Origin of the sequence: Neoaquamicrobium sediminum, assembly GCF_040970315.1 — a bacterium.
Taxonomy (GTDB): domain Bacteria; phylum Pseudomonadota; class Alphaproteobacteria; order Rhizobiales; family Rhizobiaceae; genus Aerobium; species Aerobium sediminum.
Window position 1 is genome coordinate 631,580 of sequence record NZ_JAZHFV010000002.1, and the last position, 21,437, is coordinate 653,016.

Genomic DNA, 21,437 nt, shown 5'->3' on the forward strand with positions numbered 1-21,437 from the left:
AACGGCACTTGTCGCGTGGTCCCGGGCGGGGTAGGCAATCGGCTCCATCAAACCAACGCTGCGGGGAGCGCTCTTGGCCCGGATACTGCCGCTCGAGGAAGCCTTCGATCCTGCACTCGACCTTCTGGAAGCCGGCGACGTGGTCGCGCTTCCCACCGAGACCGTCTACGGCCTCGCTGCCGACGCGACCAATGGCGAGGCGGTCGCCCGCATCTTCGAGGTCAAGGGCAGACCGCGCTTCAATCCGCTGATCGTGCATGTCAGCGACATGGCGATGGCGCAGAAGATTGCCGTTTTCGATGACATTTCGCTGCGGCTGGTTGCCGGCTTCTGGCCGGGCCCGCTGACGCTCGTCCTGCCCTTGCGCGAGGGTCACGGCATACATCCGCTGGTCACGGCCGGGCTCGATACGGTAGCCCTGCGCATGCCGCGCGAATTCGCCCGCGAGGTGATCGACGAGCTGCGGCATCCGCTTGCCGCCCCGTCGGCCAATTCTTCGGGACGCATCAGCGCCACCACGGCGCAGGCGGTGGAAGACGATCTGGGCGACAGGATCAAGCTGATCGCTGATGGCGGGCCGACGCATGTCGGCGTGGAATCGACGATCCTCAAAGTCACCCCCCAGGCGGTCTACATGTTGCGGCCGGGTGGCGTCACGGCGGGCGAGATCCGCAACGCCATCGGCGTCGACGTGGTACGCGGCGGCGGCAAGGGCATCGAGGCGCCCGGCATGCTGGCGTCCCATTACGCGCCGAACGCCGCGGTGCGGCTCGACGCCACCGAGCTGCGCGAGGGTGAGGCGCTGCTGGCCTATGGCCCGAACCGCATCCCCGGCGCGGATAAGGCAGTGGCGATGCTGAACCTTTCGGAGAAGGGACACATGCGCGAGGCTGCCGCCAATCTTTATGCAGACCTGCAGGCGCTCGACCGCTCGGGTGCCGCGACCATCGCCGTTGAGCCGATCCCCGAGGACGGGCTGTGCGAGGCGATCAACGATCGGCTGCGCCGCGCAGCCGCGCCGCGTTCCTGAATGATGAGTTGAGCGTGATGCCGACCGAGCAGCATTTCCCCGATCCTGCGGTTCTCGACCGCTTCGCGGCGATCGTCGGCGAAAGCCACGCGCTTCGCGATCCCGCCGACATCGCGCCCTACGTGACCGAGCGGCGCGGCCTCTGGCCGGGCGCAACCGCGCTTGTGCTGCGGCCGGGCAGCGTGGAGGAGGTGAGCGCGATCATGCGGCTCGCCACCGAAACCGGCACCCCCGTTGTGCCGCAAGGCGGCAATACCGGGCTGGTCGGCGGGCAATCGCCCGACATTGGCGGCGGCGAGATCGTCCTGTCGCTGTCGCGACTGAACCGCATCCGTGAGGTCGACCTTGCATCGAACACCATCACGGTAGAGGCCGGTGTGGTGTTGCAGACACTGCGCGACAAGGCAGACGAACTCGACAGGCTCTTTCCGCTCTCGCTGGGCTCGCAGGGCACCGCTCAGATCGGCGGCAACCTCTCATCCAATGCCGGCGGCACCGGGGTTCTGGCTTATGGCAACACGCGCGAACTCTGCCTCGGCGTCGAGGTGGTGCTGCCCACCGGCGAGGTGTTCGATGACCTGCGCAAGCTAAAGAAGGACAATACCGGCTACGACCTGAAGAACCTGTTCGTCGGCGCCGAGGGCACGCTTGGTGTCATCACGGCGGCGGTGATGAAGCTGTTTCCCAAGCCCAAGGGCAGGGAGGTGGCGTGGGTCGGCCTGCAAAGCCCGAAGGATGCGCTCGCCCTTTTCACGCTTGCCTCGGAGCGCGCCGGCGCCAGCCTCACCGCGTTCGAGCTGATCGTCGATGCGCCGCTCGCCTTCGTGCTCAAGCACATTCCGGGTTCGGTTGCCCCGCTGTCTTCGCCCCATCCGTGGCATGTCATGCTCGAAATCTCATCCGGCCGCTCGGCGGAAGATGCGCGCGCCCTGATCGAGGAAATCTTGTCGGAAGGCTTCGAGGCCGGAACCGTTTCCGACGCGGTGATCGCGGCAAGCCTTGCGCAGGCGGAATCTTTCTGGAGGATCCGGGAATCGATGTCCGACGCGCAGCGACCGGAAGGCGGCTCCATCAAGCACGACATTTCCGTGCCGGTTGCTTCCATCCCCGATTTCATCGATGCCGCATGGCAGGCGGTGCTGGCCGTGGAGCCCGGCGCGCGCATGGTCTGCTTCGGCCACATGGGCGACGGCAACCTGCACTACAACATTTCCCAGCCCGTGGGCGGCGACAAGGATGCGTTCCTGGCGCTCTACCGCCCGATCAATGATGCGGTCCATGACGTCGTGCGCGCGTTCGACGGTTCGATCTCGGCCGAGCACGGCATCGGCCGCATGAAGCGCGACGAGCTGATCGCCACTGCCCCGCCGGTCGCCATCGACCTGATGCGGCGCGTCAAGGCCGCCTTCGACCCGGCTGGCATCATGAACCCGGGCAAGGTGATTTAGCCTTTGTTCACCCCGGTTTACGGGCCGTTGCGCGTGGTTGCAAAGCGATAACCATCCTCCAAGGCGACGAAACCTTAACCCTGCTTCTTAAGCCGGTCGGAACGGGCCGGCGCCTAGTCTCACACACATAACGAGGCGGGATAACCCGCCCGCGGGAGACCGGAAAACCGGCTCTCAGGAGAGACAGGAAGGCAGTGCAACCATGAACACCCGGTTGAAACCCGTCTGGGCTGGCAGCGACCTGCGGCTCGACCCGTTCCGTCTGCCGCAGGCCGTGAGCTATGCGGCGCGCGACGATCTCGGCGACGTTACCTTCACCATCGACCGCCGCGGCGTGAGCCTGCGCCGTGTGCTGGAAAACAGCCGCCTGCCGATGTCCATCGTCTTGCCGGCCAAGGCATTTCGCGGTGTCGCCGCGCGCGCCATTGAGGATGGCGACGGCAATGTTACGGTGACGCTCGAACTCATGCACAGCGACCCGATGCTGTCCGTGCCGCTGCTGGTCGCCCACAACCTCGACGATGTCGCCGCCGACTGGCGCGCCTGGTCCGAAGCCTACGGTCTGCCGATGCTGCTGGTGGAAGCCGATGGCGTCGCCCGCACGCTCGAGGAATCGGTCGGCCTCGTGAAGAAGGGACAGCCGATCGAGCGCCGGAAGGGCCGCGTCTCGATGCATCGCCGTCCGCGTTTCCTGGCGCGCCGCCGCACCGGCACTCTAGGCCTGCGGCTGGTGGTCAACGGCGAGGAGATCATCGCCCGCAAATAGGCCGCACCGGCCTGTTGTTCGGCGAATTGAGACGAGCGGCGCGACACCCTACATTCGGGGTCCGCCGCTTCGTCCCATCTCACTGTCGCAATCTTCATGACAATCGAACAGTCCGCGCCTGAATCCCAATCCTCCGCCGCGCGGTTCGCGGTCAAGGTCGACCTCGTCGTCATCGGGGCAGGGCAGGCAGGGCTCTCTTCTGCCTATCATCTTCACCGGCTGGGCTTCGCTCCCGACCGCGATTTCGTGGTGCTCGACCGGGCACCGGCGCCCGGCGGCGCATGGCAGTTCCGCTGGCCGTCGCTCACGCTTGCTACCGTCAATCGCGTGCACGACCTGCCGGGCATGCGTTTCGACGAGATCGTCGGCACCGAAAGCGAAACCGTGCAGGCCTCCGTGGCAGTGCCGCGCTACTACGCGGCCTACGAAGAACGCTACGATCTCCGCGTCCACCGGCCGGTGAAGGTTAGCGTCGTCTGCGACCGGGGCGAGCGGCTGCGCGTCGAAACCGACGCCGGCGCTTTCTCCGCACGCGGCATCGTCAACGCGACCGGGACGTGGGAAACGCCCTATATTCCAGAATATCCGGGTGCTGACAGCTTTCGCGGCCGGCAACTGCATACGAGGGACTATCGCACCGCCGACGCGTTCCGCGGTCAGCATGTCGTCGTGGTCGGCGGCGGCATTTCAGCCATCCAGTTGCTCGACGAGATTTCGCAGGCAACCACGACCACCTGGGTCACGCGGCGCGAGCCGCAATTCCGCGAAGGGCCGTTCACCGAAGAGTTCGGCCGGCGCATCGTCGCGATGGTCGAGGACAGAGTTCGCCAGGGCTTGCCGCCCGGTTCCGTGGCCTCGAACACCGGCAGTCTGCCGCTCACACCCGCCGTCCGCGCCATGCGCGAGCGAGGTGCGCTAAACAGGTTGCCGATGTTCTCCGAGATCACCGAGACGGGCATCCGCTGGGCGGATGGAACGGAACAGCGCGCCGACGTCATCCTGTGGTGCACCGGTTTCCGTTCGTCGCTGGACCATCTTGCGCCGCTGCAATTGCGTGAGGAAGGCGGCGGCATCACCATGACCGGCAGGCTCGCCACGCAGGTCGCGCGCGATCCGCGCATCCACCTGGTCGGCTACGGCCCGTCCGCTTCGACCATCGGGGCGAACCGGGCAGGCGGGGCTGCTGCCCCCGAGTTGACGCAATATCTTGAAATGTCGCCTGCGGAGATCAGAAGCTCGGGCTGATCGTCGCCCAGACGCCGCCACCCATCAGGCCAAGGAAGATCAGCCAGCCGACGATCTTGTTGGAGTGAAACAGCTTCAGGCACTGCTCCGGATTGTCGATGTCGAGGACCTTGATCTGCCGCGCCATGTGCGCTGCCGCCGCGACCAGCCCGGCCAGCGCCGGCATCGGCACGGCGGCATTGGCGAAGGCGACCACGAAGAACAGCAGCGCGCCGCCATAAAGCGCGACCAGCCATTGCTTGGTCCTGTCGCCGAAAAGCCGTGCGGTGGAACGAACACCCACCAGCGCGTCGTCTTCCTTGTCCTGGTGGGCATATAGCGTGTCGTATCCGATCACCCACAGGATGGAGCCGAAATAGAGTAGCAGCGGTGCCAGCTCCAGCGAGCCGAAATGCGCCGCCCAGCCCATCAACGCGCCCCAGGAGAAAGCAAGGCCGAGGAAGAGTTGCGGCCAGTCGGTGAAGCGCTTCATGAACGGATAGATCGCCACCGTCGCAAGCGATGCGATGCCGACGAGGATCGCGAAGCCGTTGAACTGCAGGAGCACCACGAGCCCGACGAGGCTTTGCGCGATCAGGAAGGCCCATGCCTGCGCGCGTGAGACCTTGCCGGATGGCAGCGGCCGTGAGCGGGTGCGCGCGACCTGCTCGTCGATATCGGTGTCGACGATGTCGTTATAGGTGCAACCCGCGCCGCGCATCGCGATCGCACCGGCCAGGAACAGGAAAAGGTGCCACGGTGAGGGAAGCACGTTGGCGATGCTGTCGCCCGGCTGCGCATGAGCGGCGGCTGCCATCGCCGCAGACCACCAGCACGGCCACATCAGCAGCCACCAGCCGATCGGCCTGTCCCAGCGCGCGAGCTGCGCATAGGGCCACATGCCGCGCGGCAGCGCGCGGTAGACCCAATGGCCTGACGGCGCGTCGGCGACGCGGCCCTGGCTCTGTTTCGACTGGATCTCTTCCATGCCCCGTGCAGTGGCAGGGGCCGCCGCCGCCGTCAAGGCGCGGCAATGTCGCAAGGCGGGGCTGGTGGGGCGAACGCCTGACTTGTCTTGACCCGCGCCCGCTGTCGCCCTACCGGGAAGCGCATCCGAAGGGACAACAGGGAATCGCCGCCATGAACGTACTTCTGATCGGATCGGGCGGGCGCGAACATGCGCTGGCGTGGAAGATCGCGGCCTCGCCCCTTTTGACGAAGCTGTACGCGGCGCCCGGCAACCCCGGTATATCGGAAGAAGCCGAATGCGTGCCCCTCGATATTGCGGACCATGCGGCAATCGTGGCTTTCGCCCGCGATAACCGGATCGACCTCGTCGTCGTGGGCCCAGAAGCGCCCTTGGTCGCTGGCCTCGCCGATGATCTCGCCAGCGCCGGCATCCGCGTCTTCGGGCCTTCCGCCGATGCCGCGCGCCTCGAGGGATCCAAGGGTTTCACCAAGGATTTCTGCGCCCGTTACAACATCCCAACGGCCGCTTACGGCCGCTTCAACAATGCGCCCAAGGCCAAGGCCTATGCCCGATCGGTGGGCGCACCCATCGTGGTCAAGGCCGATGGCCTCGCGGCCGGAAAGGGCGTCACCGTCGCGATGACGCTGGAAGAAGCGCTCGATGCCATCGACCAGTGTTTCGAGGGCGCGTTCGGCGAGGCCGGCGCGGAGGTGGTGGTCGAAGAATTCCTGGAGGGCGAGGAGGCGAGCTTCTTCTGCCTCTGCGATGGCCAGAATGCGCTGCCCTTCGGAACCGCGCAGGATCACAAACGGGTAGGCGAGGGCGACACCGGCCCCAACACCGGCGGCATGGGAGCCTATTCGCCCGCGCCAATCCTTTCCGACGACATGGTCGAGCGCGTCATGGCCGAAATCGTGCGGCCGACCATGATTGGCATGGCCGAAATGGGGACGCCTTTCGTGGGGGTGCTGTTTGTCGGTCTGATGATCGGGCCGGACGGCCCCAAGCTCATCGAATACAATGTCCGGTTCGGTGATCCCGAATGCCAGGTGCTGATGATGCGCCTCAAGGACGATCTTCTGGTGCTCATGAACGCCGCCGTCGATGGCCAGCTCGGCCACCTTTCGGTGCGCTGGCGCGATGATGCGGCGCTGACGGTCGTGCTTGCCGCGAAGGGCTATCCGGCAGCACCGGAAAAGGGCAGCCAGATCGTTGGCGTCGCCGATGCGGTGGGCGATGACGGCGTAGCCAAGGTCTTCCATGCAGGGACCCGGCTTGACGGCGACCGCCTTCTGGCCGCAGGCGGCCGGGTGCTGAACGTTACCGCCTTGGGCGAGACCGTTTCCCAGGCTCAGCGGAGAGCCTATGAAACGGTGGACCTCATTGACTGGCCCGAAGGCTTCTGCCGCCGGGATATTGGCTGGCGCGCGGTCGAGCGCGAAGCCGCAAAGGGCTGACGCCGTCATCAGACCTGCCGTTGAAGTCACGTCGTTCCGGGGTCGATCCTTTCAGATGCTATCTCGTGGAGTGCCAACGTTTGACGTTTACGTAAAAAGGAAATAGCACTCGGCGTTGAAAAAGGATGGACGGAGCGGCTGCCATGCAGGCAGGGTTCCGGGATGCAGCAGGAGGAGAAACACGGATGTATCGCGCGCCCGTAGACGAGATCGCTCACACCCTCAAGCATGTTGCCGGCCTTCGCGCCGCGCTGGACGCGGGCCGGTTGGGCGATCTGTCGGAAGACCTCGTCGACGCCATCCTGGGAGAAGCCGGTCGTTTCGCGACAGACGAGGTCACGCCCTTGCGCAAGATCGGCGACGAGCACGGCGCGGTGCTCAAGGATGCGGCGGTCACCACGCCGCCCGGCTGGAAAGACCTTTACCGCCGCTGGACGGAAGGTGGCTGGAACGCGCTCACCGGCCCGGAGGATTTCGGTGGCCAGGGCCTGCCGCAGATGCTGTCGGTTGCAGCGCTTGAGATGTGGAACTCGGGATCGATGGCCTTCGCAATTGGCCCCACGCTCACCATGGGCGCTGTCGAGGCGCTGGACAAACACGGCTCGGACGAGCTCAAGGCGACCTATCTTGAAAAGCTCGTCTCCGGCGAGTGGATGGGCACGATGAACCTGACGGAGCCGCAGGCTGGCTCCGACCTCGCCGCTCTGCGTTCACGCGCCGAGCCGGTTGGCGACGGCACCTACCGTATCTTCGGCCAAAAGATATTCATCACCTATGGCGAGCACGATTTCACCGACAATATCGTGCATCTTGTGCTCGCGCGCCTTCCCGATGCACCTGCGGGCACCCGGGGCATCTCGCTGTTTCTCGTGCCTAAGTTCTTCGTCAACGAGGATGGCTCGCTGGGCGCGCGCAACGACGCGTTCTGCGCCTCGATAGAGCACAAGCTCGGCATTCACGCCTCCCCGACCTGTACGATGATCTATGGCGATGGCTTCGCGAAGGATCGCGAGCCCGGCGCGATCGGCTGGCTGATCGGCGAGGAGAACAAGGGTCTCGCCTGCATGTTCACGATGATGAACAACGCCCGCCTTGCGGTCGCCATGCAGGGTGTGGCCATTGCGGAAGCCGCACGCCAGCAGGCGCTTGCCTATGCGCAGGATCGCCGTCAGGGCAAGGCGGCCGGCTTCGACGGCGAGGGGATGGCGCCGATCGTCCACCACGCCGACGTCAAGCGCAATCTGCTGACCATGAAGGCGCTGACCCAGGTCGCGCGCTCGATCGCGTACTCATGCGCGCATGCGCTCGACATGGCCCGCACCGGCGAGGGCGACGATGCCCGCCACTGGCAGGAACGCGCAAACCTGCTGACCCCGGTTGCCAAAGCTTTTGCCACCGATGTCGGGGTTGATGTTGCCTCGATCGGCGTGCAGGTGCATGGCGGCATGGGCTATATCGAGGAGACCGGTGCGGCTGCCCTGCTGCGCGACGCACGCATCGCTCCGATCTACGAAGGCACCAACGGCATCCAGGCCATCGACCTCGTCACCCGCAAGCTACCGTTGTCCGGCGGGGAGCACGTAAAGGGCTATATCGGTGAGTTGCGCGCCGACATCGAGGCCCTGCGCAAGTCCAACGCCGACGGTTTCGGTGCGACGGCGGAACGGTGCAATGCCGCGCTCGACGACCTCGCCGAGGCCACCGATTTCCTCCAGCGCGCGCTCGCGGATGGTCGGCAGGAGGAAGCGCTGGCCGGCGCGACGCCGTATCTCAGGCTGTTCGCGCTTGCGGCGGGCGGCGCGTATCTCGTGCGTGGCGCTCTTGCTGGCGAAGACAAGGCTCGCGTGGTGCTGGCCCGTTTCTTTGCCGAAAACCTGGTCGATGAGGCCTCGGCTCTCAAGCGGCGTGTGATCGCCGGCGCTGAAAGCCTGGTGTCCGCCGACGCCGCGCTGGCGTCCTGAGGAGATTGCGATGAGCCAGCATATCGAAATCGAGCGCAAGGGCGCGGTTCAGATCATCCGCATGAATCGCCCGGACAAGAAAAACGCCATCACCCGCGACATGTATGCGGCAATGGCTGCGGGACTGACGGCCGCCGATAAGGACCCGCAGGTGCGCGTCCATCTGATCCTCGGCGTTCCCGGCGCTTTCTCGTCCGGCAACGACCTGGCGGATTTCATGGCCGTCGCGACAGGCGGCGACGGGGGTATGGAGGTCTACGACTTCCTGCTGGCGCTCGCGAAATCGCAGAAGCCGATCGTGTCGGGCGTCGACGGCATTGCCGTCGGTATAGGCACCACCATCAATCTTCACTGCGATCTCACCATCGCCACGCCGCGCACTGAGTTCCGCACGCCGTTCGTCGATCTTGGTCTGGTGCCCGAAGCCGGCTCCAGCCTGCTCGCACCCGCCGTGCTCGGACGTCAGCAGGCTTTCGCGTTGCTGGGTCTCGGCGAAGGCTTTTCGGCTGACCGAGCAAAGGCTGCCGGCCTCATCTACGAGGTCGTTTCCGAACAAAAGCTTGAGGCCGCGGCCCTCGAAGCCGCCGAGCGTATCGCGGAAAAGCCGCCGGAAGCGCTGAAGATCGCACGTGACCTCATGCTCGGCGACCGCGAGGCGCTGGTTGCCCGCATCAAGGAGGAGGGCGCGCATTTCAGAGCCCGGCTGAAGTCCGACGAGGCGCGAAACGCCTTCGTCGCCTTCATGAACCGGAAGAAGAACTGACGCCGATCCATTCTCTCGGGACGACAGGGTTGCGAAGCCATCTCACGGATAAAGCCGCGTCTTCTTCCAGCCGTCGCCTTCGGCTTCGAACAGGACGCGGTCGTGCAGGCGGAACGGGCGGTCGTGCCAGAACTCGATCGACACCGGTTTGATCCTGAAGCCTGACCAGTGGGCAGGCCGCGGAATCTCGCCGATCGCGTAGCGCGCCGTATATTCGGCCACCGCTTTTTCGAGCGCAAAGCGACTTTCCAACGGCCGTGACTGTGCCGAAGCCCATGCACCGATCCGACTGCCACGCGCACGCGTTGCAAAATAAGCGTCGGCTTCGGCGGCGGTGACCTTCTCCACCGGCCCGCGCACCCGCACCTGCCTGCGCAGGCTTTTCCAGTGGAAGCACATGGCCGCCTTCATCGAGGCGAGGATTTCCCGGCCTTTGGTGCTTTCATAGTTTGTGTAGAAGACGAAACCGCCTTCATCGAAACCCTTCAGCAGCACCATGCGCACATTCGGCAGCCCATCGGGATCGACCGTCGCCAGCGCCAGCGCGTTGGGATCGTTCGGCTCGGCCGCGGTGGCGTCGTTGAGCCAGCGGGCAAAAAGCGCGTAGGGCTCGGCGCTCTGGGTGAAATCACCGTCCGTTAACCCTGTCTCGGTCATAATCCTGTCCTGACGTATTGGGATAGACGGGAGAATGCCCATTGGCGCGCCCGGCGCAACCTTTCGCTGGATGGGACAGGCAGGTTTTCCGTTGGCTCAGCGCACGCGGGGCGCTTGTGCTGCTTGCCGTTGTCGCGCTTTCGGGGTGTGGCGCCAGAGGCTTTTCCATCGACGATGCCGTGCCGGACCGTTCGATCGTCACCGGATCCATCTTCCGTGATTCAGCGGCACCGGCCAGCGATGCGGCCGCGACCTCGGATGAAATGACCATTCGCAACGCCGTCTCGTCCGCCCTCGTCGAGGAGTTGAGCGCGGAGGGTATCGGATGGGCCAATGCCGAGACCGGTTCTCGCGGAGCGATCAGCGCCATCACCGAAAGCCGCGACAGCGGTTATCTCTGCCGCGCCTTCACCGCCTCCCGCGAGAGCTTCGACGGTGTCCGCCTCTATCGCGGCGAAACCTGCCTTGGATCAGCGAAGCTTTGGGTGATGAAATCCTTCGTCCCTGTCGATTAGCGCTGGAAATGCTGCATCGCACTGGAATTTCTTCCTAGCCATACGCATATTAGCGGCGGAAGACCTCACAACGCTTTTTCGGCAGACAGGACACGATGCGCGATCCCTATGACGTCTTGGGCGTTGCGAAGAACGCCTCTGCGAAAGACATCAAGTCGGCGTTCCGCAAGCTCGCGAAGAAATATCACCCGGACCAGAATCCGGACGACCCGAAGGCCAAGGAACGATTCGCCGAGGCGAATCAGGCCTATGAGGTGGTGGGCGACGAGACCAAGCGCGCCCAGTTCGACCGCGGCGAGATAGACGCCAGCGGCAAACCCCGCTTCGCCAATTTCGAGGGCGCGGGCGGTGGCGACCCGTTCGAGGCGTTCCGTCGCGCAGGCGGGCGAGGGCCCGGCGGCGCGCGGTTCGAATTCCGTGGCGGCGGTTTCGATGGCGATGCCGGCGACATTTTCAGCGAGATTTTCGGCCAGTCGTTCAGGCGTGGCGCGGGAGCGGGAGGCCCCGGTGCGGGCGCGCGGCAGGCCCCGGCAGGCGCAGATCTCAATGCCACGCTCGACGTCACCGTCGAGGAGGTGGCCACGGCCGCCAAGGTGACGGCGGCGTTTCCCGATGGCCGCAAGCTGGGCATCAAGCTGCCGGTCTTCGTTGAGGACGGCCAGACCATACGGCTCAAGGGGCAGGGGTCTCAGTCGCCGCTTGGAGGTGCGCCGGGCGATGCCCTGGTCAAGGTGCGGCTGGCAAGGCATCCGCTCTATCGCGTCGAGGGGCGTGACCTGCATGTCGACGTTCCGGTGCCGCTGGCCGACGCCGTGCTTGGTGCGAAGGTCGCCGTCGAGACGCCGTACGGGCGGCTTGCCGTCTCCATCCCCGCGTGGTCGAGTTCCGACCGCAAGCTGCGCCTCAAGGGCAAGGGCCTGCCGCTGAAGGGCGGCGGCCACGGCGATCTCTACGCGCATGTGCGCATCATGCTGCCCGAAGGTGGCGATGCGGACCTTGAAGCGCTGATGCGCGCGACGAAAGCCGGCACTGCATAGGCGGGAGCCGTCACCGTTCAGCTTGAAGCATCCATGCGGCTGTGCGATAGGCAGCCAACGGCAGAAGATGCGGAGAGATGTCACATGTCGGCAGGAAACGGCCTCTTGGCGGGCAAGCGCGGCCTCATCATGGGTGTCGCCAACAACAGGTCGATTGCCTGGGGCATAGCAAAGGCGTGCGCCGATCAGGGCGCGGAACTGGCGCTGACCTATCAGGGTGAGGCGTTCCGCAAGCGTGTGGAGCCCTTGGCCGCCGATCTCGGCGCCGTGGTGGCCGGCGATTGCGACGTCACTGACATGTCGAGCGTGGATGCTGTTTTCGACGGTCTGCGCGAGAAATGGGGTAAGCTCGACTTTCTCGTTCACGCCATTGCCTTTTCCGACAAGGACGAACTCGACGGTCGCTATGTCGAGACCACGCGCGAGAACTTCCAGCGCACCATGGACATCTCCGTCTATTCGCTGACGGCTGTCGCACAGCGCGCCGAGAAATTGATGACCGAGGGCGGTTCGATCCTCACTCTGACCTATTACGGCGCCGAAAAGGTCATGCCGCACTACAACGTCATGGGCGTCGCCAAGGCCGCGCTCGAGGCGAGCGTGCGTTATCTGGCCGTCGATCTCGGCGGCTCGGGCATCCGCGTCAACGCCATTTCCGCCGGCCCGATCAAGACGCTTGCCGCCTCCGGCATCGGCGATTTCCGCTATATTTTGAAGTGGAACGAATACAATGCTCCGCTGAAGAAGACCGTCTCGATCGAGGAGGTCGGCGGTTCAGGCCTGTACCTTCTTTCCGATCTTTCCAAAGGCGTCACGGGTGAGGTGCACCACGTCGATTCGGGCTACCACGTCGTCGGCATGAAGGCAGTCGACGCGCCTGATATTTCCGTCGTCAAGGAATGATGCCCCGCACCGTCTATTTCGTTCGCCACGGACAAACCGACTGGAACGCGGAAGGCAGGCTCCAGGGACAGGCCGACACCGACCTGAACGACACCGGCCGCGCTCAGGCGACGCGCAATGGTGAGCTTCTGCGCGGGCTGGTTGGCGACCCGGCGGCTTTCGACTTCGTATCAAGCCCGTTGCGTCGTACGCGCGAGACGATGGAGCGCATTCGCGTTGCCATAGGTATGGCGCCAGACGGCTACCGGCTCGACCCGCGGCTGGTGGAGGTGCATTTCGGCGACTGGCAGGAACATACCTTCGCCGAGCTTGAAGCCAGTGATTCCGGCTGCTTTGCGCGCCGCGAAGAGGACAAGTGGAACTTCGTGCCGCCGGGCGAGGGGGCGGAGAGCTACGCGATCCTGACCGAGCGCATCCGGCCTGTGCTGGAAGAGATGGAGCGTGACACGATCTGCGTCACGCATGGCGGCATCATCCGTTCGATCTTCCGGCTGACCGACACACTGTCGCCTGCCGAATGCGCTGCCCTTATCGTGCCGCAGGATCGCGTGCTGCGCCTGCGCGACGGCAGGCTGGAGTGGCTTTGAAGCCTATTCGTAGATAATCAGGTCGGTGACGGTCTTCACGCCGCCGATCGTGTCGTAGGCCAGAACGACGTCGACGCCTTCCTGGAGCGATTCGACGTCGAATTCTCCCGACAGCTTGTAGGTGTTGCCATTGTCCAGCGTGATCGTCAGGCCTTCGCGGTCGACCGTGGCGATCGTGCCTTCATCGTCGTCGGCGGCGAATGCGGTCATCGGCGACAGCGCGATGCCGGTTGCGATCAGAAAAGCGGAAGCAGCCCTTGTCACCTTACGCATTGTGGTTCCTTGCAACTGGCCTCGCACCGGCGAGGCGACCTACGAGCTTGTGGCGCGACCAAAGCAGAAACAGGCTGACTGTGTCAAAACTTTAACCGTGCCCGGTGGCAACTGTTCCACCGCATAATCCGGCTCGCAGGTCGGGCCTGTTCAGGCCGCCATGCCAAGCAGTTCCTGCTCTTCGGCTGCAAGGACCGTCCGGACCGAATCGCGGGCCTCTATCAGTCCCGCAAGTGCTTGCAGCCTTTCCGGGACTTCCAGTTCAACCATGGCCGCCCAGCGCAGCATGACATAGCCAAAGGCGTCCGACGCCGAGAAGTGCTCACCTAGAATGTGGCGCCCCCGCATGACGGAACCGATCCATGCGAAGCGCTGTGCCAGGACTTGGCGCAGATAGGTCTTTTCGTCTTCGCTCTCGGTAAAGAACATTCGCACGAAAGGCTTGTGCACCTCGGTGGACAGGAAGGCGAGCATCTGGAGGTGCCGGTAGCGCTCCATCGGCGTTGGCGAACCAGCATCCGTGCGCTGCGCATCGATCCAGTCGAGCAGGGCGACGTTTTCCGTTAGCAGCGTGCCGTCGTCGAACGCGATTGCCGGCACATAACCATTCGGGTTGATCGCCCTGTAGTTACTGCCATCCTCAACCTTGCCGGAAAAGATGTCGACCTTGTGCGCGCGAAATGCCAGCCCTGCCTCGCGAAGCAGAATGTGGGCAGCCTGGCTGCAGGTTCCCGGGGTGTAGAAGAAATCCATCATTGCCTCCATCTGGTGAGCGGGCGCCGTGCCCGATGCGGTGATGGTGGCGTAGCCGCAGCTTTCGTGTCAGTGGCGAAACGGCAGCGAACGGGGCAAACGAGCCATCATTGGGCGAGCCCGCGAAACCGGTTGCGCTGCCGGTATTGTGCGGGCGTCACGCCGACCCGACGTCGGAACAGCTTCCGGAAGAAGGTCGGATCGCTGTAGCCGACCTCGGCGCCGATCTCCTCGATGGCGCTGTCCTCCGTTTCGAGCATCTGCTTGGCTTCCTCGATGCGCAGCGCCTGCACATATTCGACGGGCGCATAGCCGGTGGCCGCCTTGAACCTGCGCTTGAGCGTGCGCTCGGGCAGGCCGGAGCGTTCCACCATCGCGGTGACGGCATTCGGCGTGGCGTAATTATCCACCAGCCAGGCCTGCACCCTGCTCACAACGGCGTCGCTGTGCTGGCGCGGACGGGCCATGGAGGCGAAGGGAAGCTGGCCGTAGCCGCGGTCGCCCAGCAGAAACAGCCGCGCCACGCGTGCAGCTTCCTCTGCCCCGCAGAAGCGTCCGATCAGGTATAGCGCGAGGTCCTGCCACGACGAGGCGCCTCCTGTCGTGACGATCTGGCCGCCGTGCCCGCTGTCGCACAGGATGCGTTCCGGCCTGAACGTCACGCTCGGATAGCGGTCGCGGAAGAGGTCGGCCATCGTCCAGTGCGACGCTGCCTCGGCTCCGTCCAGCAGCCCCGCTTCGGCGAGAAGCACGGCGCCGCTGCAGGTCGAACAGACGAGAGCGCCGCTGTCGAGGTGGCTCCGCACCCAGATGATCTCTTCGGCCCAGCGGCCTTCCGGCGAGTCGCTCTGGTCGAGATGGATGTCGCAGACGATGACCACGTCCGCGCGTTCGGCGCCGAGATCCTGCTGCGGCGTGACGCGCAGCCCCGTGCTGGAATTGAACGCTTGCTCGCGCCGGGCGGTCAGTCGGGCCTCCAGCGGACGCGCGCCATGGCCTTTGCCGGCATCGTTCAGCACCTCATGCAGGCCGAAGGCGGCCATCGTCCCGCTTTCCGGCAGGGAAAGGATGGACACGCGCAGAGGCTCTGTCGGGCAAGGTTGAAATGGCATGAGAGAAGAATGGCACGAATGCCCCGGTTTTGTCGATACGTGCTCTGGCGGCCTGGCGCTGCTTTGCCGATGCTGGCCTCGTCAAACACCCGGCAGGAAAGGAAAAATCATGAAACTTGAAGAAGGCACCGTCGATCTGACGAAGGAGTACCATCACCCGGTCGCTGCGGTATTCGCGGCCTGGTCGCAGGAGGACGCGCAACGGCAGTGGGGCCATCCCGGCCCGGGCTGGCATATGGATTTCGACCGCTTCAGCTTCGCTGCCGGTGGCACCGACATCTGCCGGTTCGGCCCGAAGGGCGGCGACGAATATCTGAACGAGAACCGCTACCTGGAGATCGATCCCGAACGCCGGATTGTCTACGCCACATCGCTGCGGTCCAACGGCGTTTTGACTTTCGCAGGTACGGTAACCGTCGCCTTTGACAGCCACGGCGAGGGCACGCGCATGCGGCTGGTGGAACACGGGCTCTATTTCGACGGTCATGACAGCGTCGAGGGTCATCGCGAAGGCTGGCAGCATATGCTGACATCCATCGAGGGTTGGCTGGACGGCAAGGCGAAGTAGGCGCGGATACCAGAGCCACGGGCGTCGTTTGACGCCCATGGCAAACGCCAATAGAAGCGACGCGAAAACTCTCCGCGGGCTGTCGCATGTCGCACAATACATTCGGTCATCTGTTTCGCGTCACGACCTGGGGCGAAAGCCACGGGCCGGCGCTCGGCTGCGTCGTTGATGGCTGCCCGCCCGGTATCCGTTTCACGCTGGCCGAGATCCAGGCCGAACTCGACCGGCGACGCCCTGGCCAGTCGCGCTTCGTCACCCAGCGCCGCGAGCCGGACCAGGTCAAGGTGCTCTCCGGCGTGGTCCCCGACGAAGCGGATGCGGAAATACTGATTACCACCGGCACGCCTGTGTCGATGATGATCGAAAACGTCGACCAGCGGTCCAAGGATTATGGCGAGATCGCCCGCCAGTATCGGCCCGGCCATGCCGACTACACCTACGACATCAAATACGGCATTCGCGACTATCGCGGCGGCGGCCGATCCTCCGCGCGGGAGACGGCGGCGCGGGTGGCGGCCGGCGCGCTGGCGCGCAAGGTCGTGCCGGGCATGGTCGTGCGCGGCGCCCTGGTGGCGATGGGAACGAAGGAGATCGACCGCGCGAACTGGAACTGGGATTTCATCGAGAGCGCCGACAATCCGTTCTTCACGCCCGATCCGGCTTCCGTGGCCGTCTTCACCGACTATCTGGATGAGGTGCGTAAAGCCGGCTCCTCCGTCGGCGCATTGATCGAGATCGTCGCCGAGGGTGTGCCCGCCGGTCTCGGCGCGCCGGTGTACGCCAAGCTCGATCAGGACATCGCCTCCGGATTGATGTCGATCAACGCGGTAAAGGGCGTTGAGATCGGCGACGGTTTCGCCACCGCGCGCATGACGGGTGAGCAAAACGCCGACGAGATGCGCATCGGCAACGATGGCAAGCCGCTGTTCCTGGACAACCATGCTGGTGGTATCCTTGGCGGCATCTCCACGGGCCAGCCGGTCGTCGCGCGTTTTGCGGTGAAACCGACATCGTCGATCCTGACGCCCCGCCGTTCCGTCGACGTCGACGGCAAGGATGTTGATGTGCGCACCAAGGGCCGTCACGACCCTTGCGTCGGAATCCGCGCCGTACCGATCGGCGAGGCCATGGTTGCCTGCGCAATCGCGGACCATTATCTGCGACATCGCGGCCAGACCGGCCGCATTGCCTGACCGGACATAGCGAGGGGCAGCCTGCATGGCATACGACCAGAAGAAGATCGTTGAGGCGCTGCGCGCCTTCGAGCGCGGCGAGATCGTCGTCGTCATGGACGATGATGGACGCGAGAACGAAGGCGATCTGATCGTGGCCGCCGTGCACTGCACGCCGGAGAAGATGGCTTTCATCGTGCGCCACACCTCGGGCATCGTCTGCACGCCCATGCCGCGCGAGGAGGCCAAGCGGCTCAATCTTCAGCCGATGGTGGCCGACAACGACGCGCCGCACTCGACGGCTTTCACCATCAGCGTCGACTTCAAGCACGGCACCACGACCGGCATTTCGGCCGAGGACCGCACGCTGACGGTGCGCAATCTTGCGAACGGCAACGTCGGTGCTGCCGATTTCGTGCGACCGGGCCACATCTTTCCGTTGGTCGCGCGCGAGGGCGGCGTGCTGATGCGCTCCGGCCACACCGAGGCTGCCGTGGACCTGTGCAAGCTGGCCGGTCTGCCGCCGGTCGGCGTCATCTGCGAACTGGTCAACGACGACGGCACCGTGATGCGCGGCCCGCAGGTTTCCGCCTTTGCCGAAAAGCACGGCCTCCGGCAGGTCTCGGTCGCCGACCTCATCGCCTACAGGCAACGGCAGGAAACGCTGATCGAGCGCGTCGCCTGTTTCGACGTCGACACGGTCGCCGGCCCAGCCAAGGCCTATACATACCGGCTTCCGTGGGACGCCATGCAACACTTCGCGCTGGTCTTCGGCGACATCCGCGACGGCACCGACGTGCCCGTACGTCTGCATCCCGAAGACGTGGTGACCGACGTGTTCGGTCCCGACAGCCGCCTGGACGAGCTCATGCGCCGCATGGGCGAAAGCCGCCGCGGCGTCATCGTCTATCTGCGCGAGGGCTCCGTCGGCGTTGGCCAGAAGACGCGCAATCGCCCAGCTCACGAAGGCAGCGAGGCGCATGAGGAGGCGCTGCGGCGCGAGAGCGAGTGGCGCGAGATAGGCCTCGGCGCGCAGATCCTGCGCGACCTCGGCATCGCCTCCATCCAGCTCATCACCTCGCGCGAAAAGCACTATGTCGGGCTGGAAGGCTTCGGCATCGAGATCAGCGCGACGGAAATCCTGTAGCCGCTTTCGCCTGCAGGTGCCTGAACGGAAAAGAGCCCCGCAACTGCGGGGCTCCTCGTTTCCGGCGGGGCGCTACTCTGCCGGCTGAGCCAGCGAGGCAGCCGATGCCCGCCTTTCGCCGGCAAGGCTCCGCTGGCCGAGAAGGACGGTCGTGAAGGCTGCGGTGCCTGCGATGACCGATACCCAGAAGCCGTTTCGGGCTCCGAAATTGTCGACCACCCAGCCAGTCGCGAACGCGCCGAGCGCCATGCCGATGCCGATGCCGGTCATCACCCAGGTAACACCCTCGGTGAGCATGTTGGCCGGCACGCGCCGCTCAATCAGGCCGAAGGCCGTAATGAAGGTCGGCGAGATCGCCACGCCGCTGAGGAAGACCGCAAGTGCCAGCAGGGTGACGGTGTCTGCGAAGAGAAGCGGAACCGTGGTGGCGCCGACGATCGACAGCGCAATCAGAAGCTGGCGGTGCAGCGGCGTCTTCAGGCTGAGCGCGCCCATGATGAGCCCGACGACGAACGAGCCCAGCGCATAGACGCCGATGACGAGCGTGGCGGCGTTCGGCTGGCCGAGTTCTTCCGTAATCGCCACCGAGCTGACTTCGGCGGTGGCGAAGATGGCGCCGACGAAAATCAGTGCCAGCGTCACGATCTGTACCGGGCGCTGCCGGATCGCGGAATGCGTCGACGCGTCTTCGGCGGGCTGCAGCGCCGGCTCAGTAGATCGCTGCGCCAGAAAGACGGTTGTGCCGACGATCAGCAGGACGGTGCTGGTCAGCATGCCTGCTTCGGGAAACAGCGCGACGCTGAGGCCGACGGAAAGCGAAGCGCCGGCGATGTAGACCAGCTCGTCGGCTGCCGATTCGAAGGCGAAGGCGGTGTTGAGTTCCGGCCTGTCACGGAAGAGCTCCGTCCACCGCGCCCGCACCATCGCAGGCATGCTCGGCATGAAGCCTGCGAGAAAGGCCGAAACGAATAGCGTCCAGTTCGCCCAGCCCTGGTTGGTGGCGGCAAGCAGAGCCAGGAACGCTAGCGCGGAGACGATCGTGGCCGGCGTGGCAACGGCCGTCTGCCCGAACCGGTCGATGAAACGCGATATCTGCGGCGCGATGAACGCGTTGGTAAGTGCAAAGGTGGCCGAGACGGCACCGGCCAGCCAGTATTCGCCATGGGTTTGGGACAGCATCGCCACGATGCCGATCGGCGCCATCGCGATCGGCAGGCGGGCGAAGAAGGCCGCGGAGGAAAAGCCCTTGGCTCCCCGCGCACTGAAAATTACGCCATATGGATTTGCCATCGGGAAACTCCTCGATTTTCGGCATGAGTTGACTTACATACGCATCGTATGAATGTGCACGTAAGTTCATACGTCTCGTATGTCAATTGGCATACGAGACGTATGTCGATTGGTGCAGAAGCTGATAGGAAACCAGACCATGGCGCACAGACCGCGCAGCGAGATGATCGCCGAAACCAGAGGCAAGCTGATCGTGGCTGCGCGGAAGGCTTTCGGGACAGTCGGTTATGCGGAAGCGTCGATGGACGATTTCACGGCCGAGGCAGGGCTGACGCGGGGCGCGCTCTACCATCATTTCGGTGGCAAGAAAGGGCTGCTCGAAGCCGTCATTGCTCAGCTCGACAGCGAGATGTCGGCGCGGCTGAACGAGATTTCCAGCAGGGCGGATAATCCCTGGCAGGGCTTCGTGGACGAATGCACCGCCTATATCGAGATGGCGCTCGAGCCTGAAATCCAGCGCATCGTTCATCGCGATGGCCCGGCGGTGCTGGGCGACCCCTTTCAATGGGCCAACCAGGATGGTTGCATCGCTTCGCTGATCAGGAACCTGACCGCGCTGAAGGCGGCGGGCTTCGTGCGGCCGGACGTCGAAGCGGACGCAGCCGCGCGCATGATCAATGGTGCGTCGGTGCAGGCAGCTATTTGGATTGCCAATTCCGACGATCCCGAGGCCACTTCTGCAAGGGCAGTCGTAGCCTTCAGGGCAATGCTGGAGGGCTTGCGACTAGTCCATCGCGCTCAGTGACGTAGCGGAAGTGCCGCCGCTATACTCCGCACCTGTGATTCGTTTCAGGGGCTTTGGGATGTGGGACTTCGACATAGGCAGGACGCTCGGCATCATGGCGAGGACCTGGCCGTTCATCGCGCTTAGGCTGGTCGTCTATTTCGGCATTACCGTGGCTTACATCGTCGCGACGGGAGCAGGCGCAGGCGTCGGCTACGGTGTTGGCCACATCTCCGACAGCCCCGGCAGTTTCGCGCTCTGGGGCGGCATCGCGGGCTTCGGGCTGGTGTCGGTCGTCGTCTACTGGATTCGTGAATACATCCTCTACGTCGTGAAGGCCGGCCACATCGCCGTGATGGTGCACCTGATCGACGGGCGCGAGGTTCCGGGCGGGCAGGGGCAAATCTCCTACGCGACCGATACGGTCAAGGCGCGCTTTGCGGAGGCCAACGTGCTCTTCGTTGTCGACCAGCTCATCAAGGGCGTTGTTCGGGTGATCACCGGGCTGATCGGCGGCACGGCCGCGCTCCTTCCGATACCCGGCCTGCAGGGCATCGCCAACTTCGTCAACACGGTCGTGCGCATCTCGCTCACCTATGTCGACGAGATCATCCTCGGCTACAACATCCGCACAAACAGCAGCGCGCCGTTCGAAAGCGCCCGGCAGGGCGTCGTGCTCTACGCCCAGAATGGCACGGTGATGATCAAGAACGCCGTCTGGCTGGCGGTCTTCATGTGGGTGCTGGCGGCTGCGGTCTTCCTCGTCATGCTCGCGCCAGCGGCCGCGATCCTCTATGTGATGCCGGGCCAGCTTGCCGGCTGGTCTTTCGTGCTGGCGCTTGTCTTCGCTTGGGCGGTCAAGGCAGCGCTGATCGAGCCCTTTGTCATCGCCGCCCTCATGCAGGTCTATTTCCGCGCGATCGAGGGGCAGGCCCCCAATCCGGAATGGGATCGCAAGCTCGCAGGCGCTTCTCGTCACTTCCGCGATCTCAAGGACAAGGCCGCCGCTTCCATGGGCATGGGGCGGGGCAGCGAGGCAGGCGCGCCGGCATAAAGCCTGTTGAACACAGGCTCTGTTTC

Annotated in this window: 22 protein-coding genes; 16 read left to right on the top strand and 6 right to left on the bottom strand. The window is 64.7% G+C overall.

Annotated features, from left to right (window positions below):
• Window positions 1–73: 73 nt before the first annotated feature.
• The 4 genes from V1479_RS08340 to V1479_RS08355 all read left to right on the top strand — a co-directional run bounded on the left by V1479_RS08340 (window position 74) and on the right by V1479_RS08355 (window position 4,489).
• The gene (locus V1479_RS08340) at window positions 74–1,030 is read left to right on the top strand and encodes an L-threonylcarbamoyladenylate synthase (protein ID WP_368802500.1); all 957 of its coding nucleotides are present in this window, start codon (window positions 74–76) and stop codon (window positions 1,028–1,030) included.
• Window positions 1,031–1,047: 17 nt separating this feature from the next.
• A complete protein-coding gene (locus V1479_RS08345) occupies window positions 1,048–2,478 on the top strand; it encodes an FAD-binding oxidoreductase (RefSeq protein WP_368802501.1) in 1,431 nt (476 codons plus the stop codon).
• A gap of 202 nt (window positions 2,479–2,680) precedes the next feature.
• On the top strand, window positions 2,681–3,244 hold the full coding sequence (locus V1479_RS08350) for a DUF6101 family protein (protein WP_368802502.1): 564 nt from the start codon (window positions 2,681–2,683) through the stop codon (window positions 3,242–3,244).
• A gap of 96 nt (window positions 3,245–3,340) precedes the next feature.
• Entirely contained in the window at window positions 3,341–4,489 is a 1,149-nt protein-coding gene (locus tag V1479_RS08355) for an NAD(P)-binding domain-containing protein (protein WP_368802503.1), read from the top strand.
• On the opposite strand, the gene ubiA is transcribed toward V1479_RS08355, so the two are convergent.
• Entirely contained in the window at window positions 4,473–5,456 is a 984-nt protein-coding gene (gene ubiA, locus V1479_RS08360; protein ID WP_368802504.1) for a 4-hydroxybenzoate octaprenyltransferase, read from the bottom strand. The genes V1479_RS08355 and ubiA overlap by 17 nt on opposite strands.
• A gap of 152 nt (window positions 5,457–5,608) precedes the next feature.
• On the opposite strand from ubiA, the gene purD reads away from it, so the two are divergent.
• From purD to V1479_RS08375, 3 genes are all read left to right on the top strand, one after another.
• On the top strand, window positions 5,609–6,895 hold the full coding sequence (gene purD, locus V1479_RS08365) for a phosphoribosylamine--glycine ligase (RefSeq protein ID WP_368802505.1): 1,287 nt from the start codon (window positions 5,609–5,611) through the stop codon (window positions 6,893–6,895).
• A gap of 185 nt (window positions 6,896–7,080) precedes the next feature.
• Entirely contained in the window at window positions 7,081–8,856 is a 1,776-nt protein-coding gene (locus V1479_RS08370; RefSeq protein WP_368802506.1) for an acyl-CoA dehydrogenase family protein, read from the top strand.
• 10 nt (window positions 8,857–8,866) lie between these two features.
• The gene (locus V1479_RS08375) at window positions 8,867–9,619 is read left to right on the top strand and encodes a crotonase/enoyl-CoA hydratase family protein (protein ID WP_368802507.1); all 753 of its coding nucleotides are present in this window, start codon (window positions 8,867–8,869) and stop codon (window positions 9,617–9,619) included.
• Between the two features lie 42 nt (window positions 9,620–9,661).
• Here the strand turns inward: V1479_RS08375 and pdxH are convergent, their stop codons facing one another.
• Window positions 9,662–10,276: a pyridoxamine 5'-phosphate oxidase gene (pdxH, locus tag V1479_RS08380; RefSeq protein ID WP_368802508.1), complete on the bottom strand. Its 615-nt coding sequence runs from the start codon at window positions 10,274–10,276 to the stop codon at window positions 9,662–9,664.
• A gap of 41 nt (window positions 10,277–10,317) precedes the next feature.
• On the opposite strand from pdxH, the gene V1479_RS08385 reads away from it, so the two are divergent.
• The 4 genes from V1479_RS08385 (at window position 10,318) to V1479_RS08400 (ending at window position 13,318) form a co-directional block, all read left to right on the top strand.
• Window positions 10,318–10,791 (top strand): RT0821/Lpp0805 family surface protein, encoded by a 474-nt coding sequence (locus tag V1479_RS08385; protein ID WP_368802509.1) that lies wholly within the window; start codon window positions 10,318–10,320, stop codon window positions 10,789–10,791.
• A gap of 95 nt (window positions 10,792–10,886) precedes the next feature.
• The gene (locus V1479_RS08390; RefSeq protein WP_368802510.1) at window positions 10,887–11,828 is read left to right on the top strand and encodes a DnaJ C-terminal domain-containing protein; all 942 of its coding nucleotides are present in this window, start codon (window positions 10,887–10,889) and stop codon (window positions 11,826–11,828) included.
• Between the two features lie 84 nt (window positions 11,829–11,912).
• Complete coding sequence (gene fabI / locus V1479_RS08395) at window positions 11,913–12,731, top strand: enoyl-ACP reductase FabI (protein WP_173186441.1); 819 nt, start codon at window positions 11,913–11,915, stop codon at window positions 12,729–12,731.
• Window positions 12,728–13,318, top strand: coding sequence for a histidine phosphatase family protein (locus V1479_RS08400; RefSeq protein WP_376769115.1), 591 nt, complete (start codon window positions 12,728–12,730; stop codon window positions 13,316–13,318). The genes fabI and V1479_RS08400 overlap by 4 nt, the downstream gene beginning before the upstream one ends.
• 3 nt (window positions 13,319–13,321) lie before the next feature.
• On the opposite strand, the gene V1479_RS08405 is transcribed toward V1479_RS08400, so the two are convergent.
• The 3 genes from V1479_RS08405 to V1479_RS08415 all read right to left on the bottom strand — a co-directional run bounded on the left by V1479_RS08405 (window position 13,322) and on the right by V1479_RS08415 (window position 15,420).
• Window positions 13,322–13,591 carry a DUF1344 domain-containing protein gene (locus V1479_RS08405; protein WP_244648422.1) on the bottom strand — a complete coding sequence of 90 codons (270 nt, stop codon included), beginning with the start codon at window positions 13,589–13,591 and terminating at the stop codon, window positions 13,322–13,324.
• Window positions 13,592–13,741: 150 nt separating this feature from the next.
• Complete coding sequence (locus V1479_RS08410) at window positions 13,742–14,344, bottom strand: glutathione S-transferase N-terminal domain-containing protein (protein ID WP_368802511.1); 603 nt, start codon at window positions 14,342–14,344, stop codon at window positions 13,742–13,744.
• A 107-nt stretch (window positions 14,345–14,451) separates the two neighbouring features.
• On the bottom strand, window positions 14,452–15,420 hold the full coding sequence (locus V1479_RS08415; protein ID WP_368802512.1) for a GlxA family transcriptional regulator: 969 nt from the start codon (window positions 15,418–15,420) through the stop codon (window positions 14,452–14,454).
• A 145-nt stretch (window positions 15,421–15,565) separates the two neighbouring features.
• Between V1479_RS08415 and V1479_RS08420 the strand changes: the two genes are divergently transcribed.
• The 3 genes from V1479_RS08420 to ribB all read left to right on the top strand — a co-directional run bounded on the left by V1479_RS08420 (window position 15,566) and on the right by ribB (window position 18,343).
• Window positions 15,566–16,024: an SRPBCC domain-containing protein gene (locus tag V1479_RS08420; RefSeq protein ID WP_368802513.1), complete on the top strand. Its 459-nt coding sequence runs from the start codon at window positions 15,566–15,568 to the stop codon at window positions 16,022–16,024.
• 86 nt (window positions 16,025–16,110) lie between these two features.
• Window positions 16,111–17,217 (top strand): chorismate synthase, encoded by a 1,107-nt coding sequence (gene aroC, locus V1479_RS08425; RefSeq protein WP_368802514.1) that lies wholly within the window; start codon window positions 16,111–16,113, stop codon window positions 17,215–17,217.
• Window positions 17,218–17,242: 25 nt separating this feature from the next.
• Window positions 17,243–18,343 (top strand): 3,4-dihydroxy-2-butanone-4-phosphate synthase, encoded by a 1,101-nt coding sequence (gene ribB / locus V1479_RS08430; RefSeq protein ID WP_368802515.1) that lies wholly within the window; start codon window positions 17,243–17,245, stop codon window positions 18,341–18,343.
• Window positions 18,344–18,415: 72 nt separating this feature from the next.
• On the opposite strand, the gene V1479_RS08435 is transcribed toward ribB, so the two are convergent.
• Window positions 18,416–19,633 (bottom strand): MFS transporter, encoded by a 1,218-nt coding sequence (locus V1479_RS08435; protein WP_368802516.1) that lies wholly within the window; start codon window positions 19,631–19,633, stop codon window positions 18,416–18,418.
• A gap of 139 nt (window positions 19,634–19,772) precedes the next feature.
• On the opposite strand from V1479_RS08435, the gene V1479_RS08440 reads away from it, so the two are divergent.
• Window positions 19,773–20,378 (top strand): TetR/AcrR family transcriptional regulator, encoded by a 606-nt coding sequence (locus V1479_RS08440; protein WP_368802517.1) that lies wholly within the window; start codon window positions 19,773–19,775, stop codon window positions 20,376–20,378.
• A gap of 58 nt (window positions 20,379–20,436) precedes the next feature.
• Window positions 20,437–21,411: a hypothetical protein gene (locus tag V1479_RS08445; RefSeq protein ID WP_368802518.1), complete on the top strand. Its 975-nt coding sequence runs from the start codon at window positions 20,437–20,439 to the stop codon at window positions 21,409–21,411.
• Window positions 21,412–21,437 lie beyond the last annotated feature (26 nt).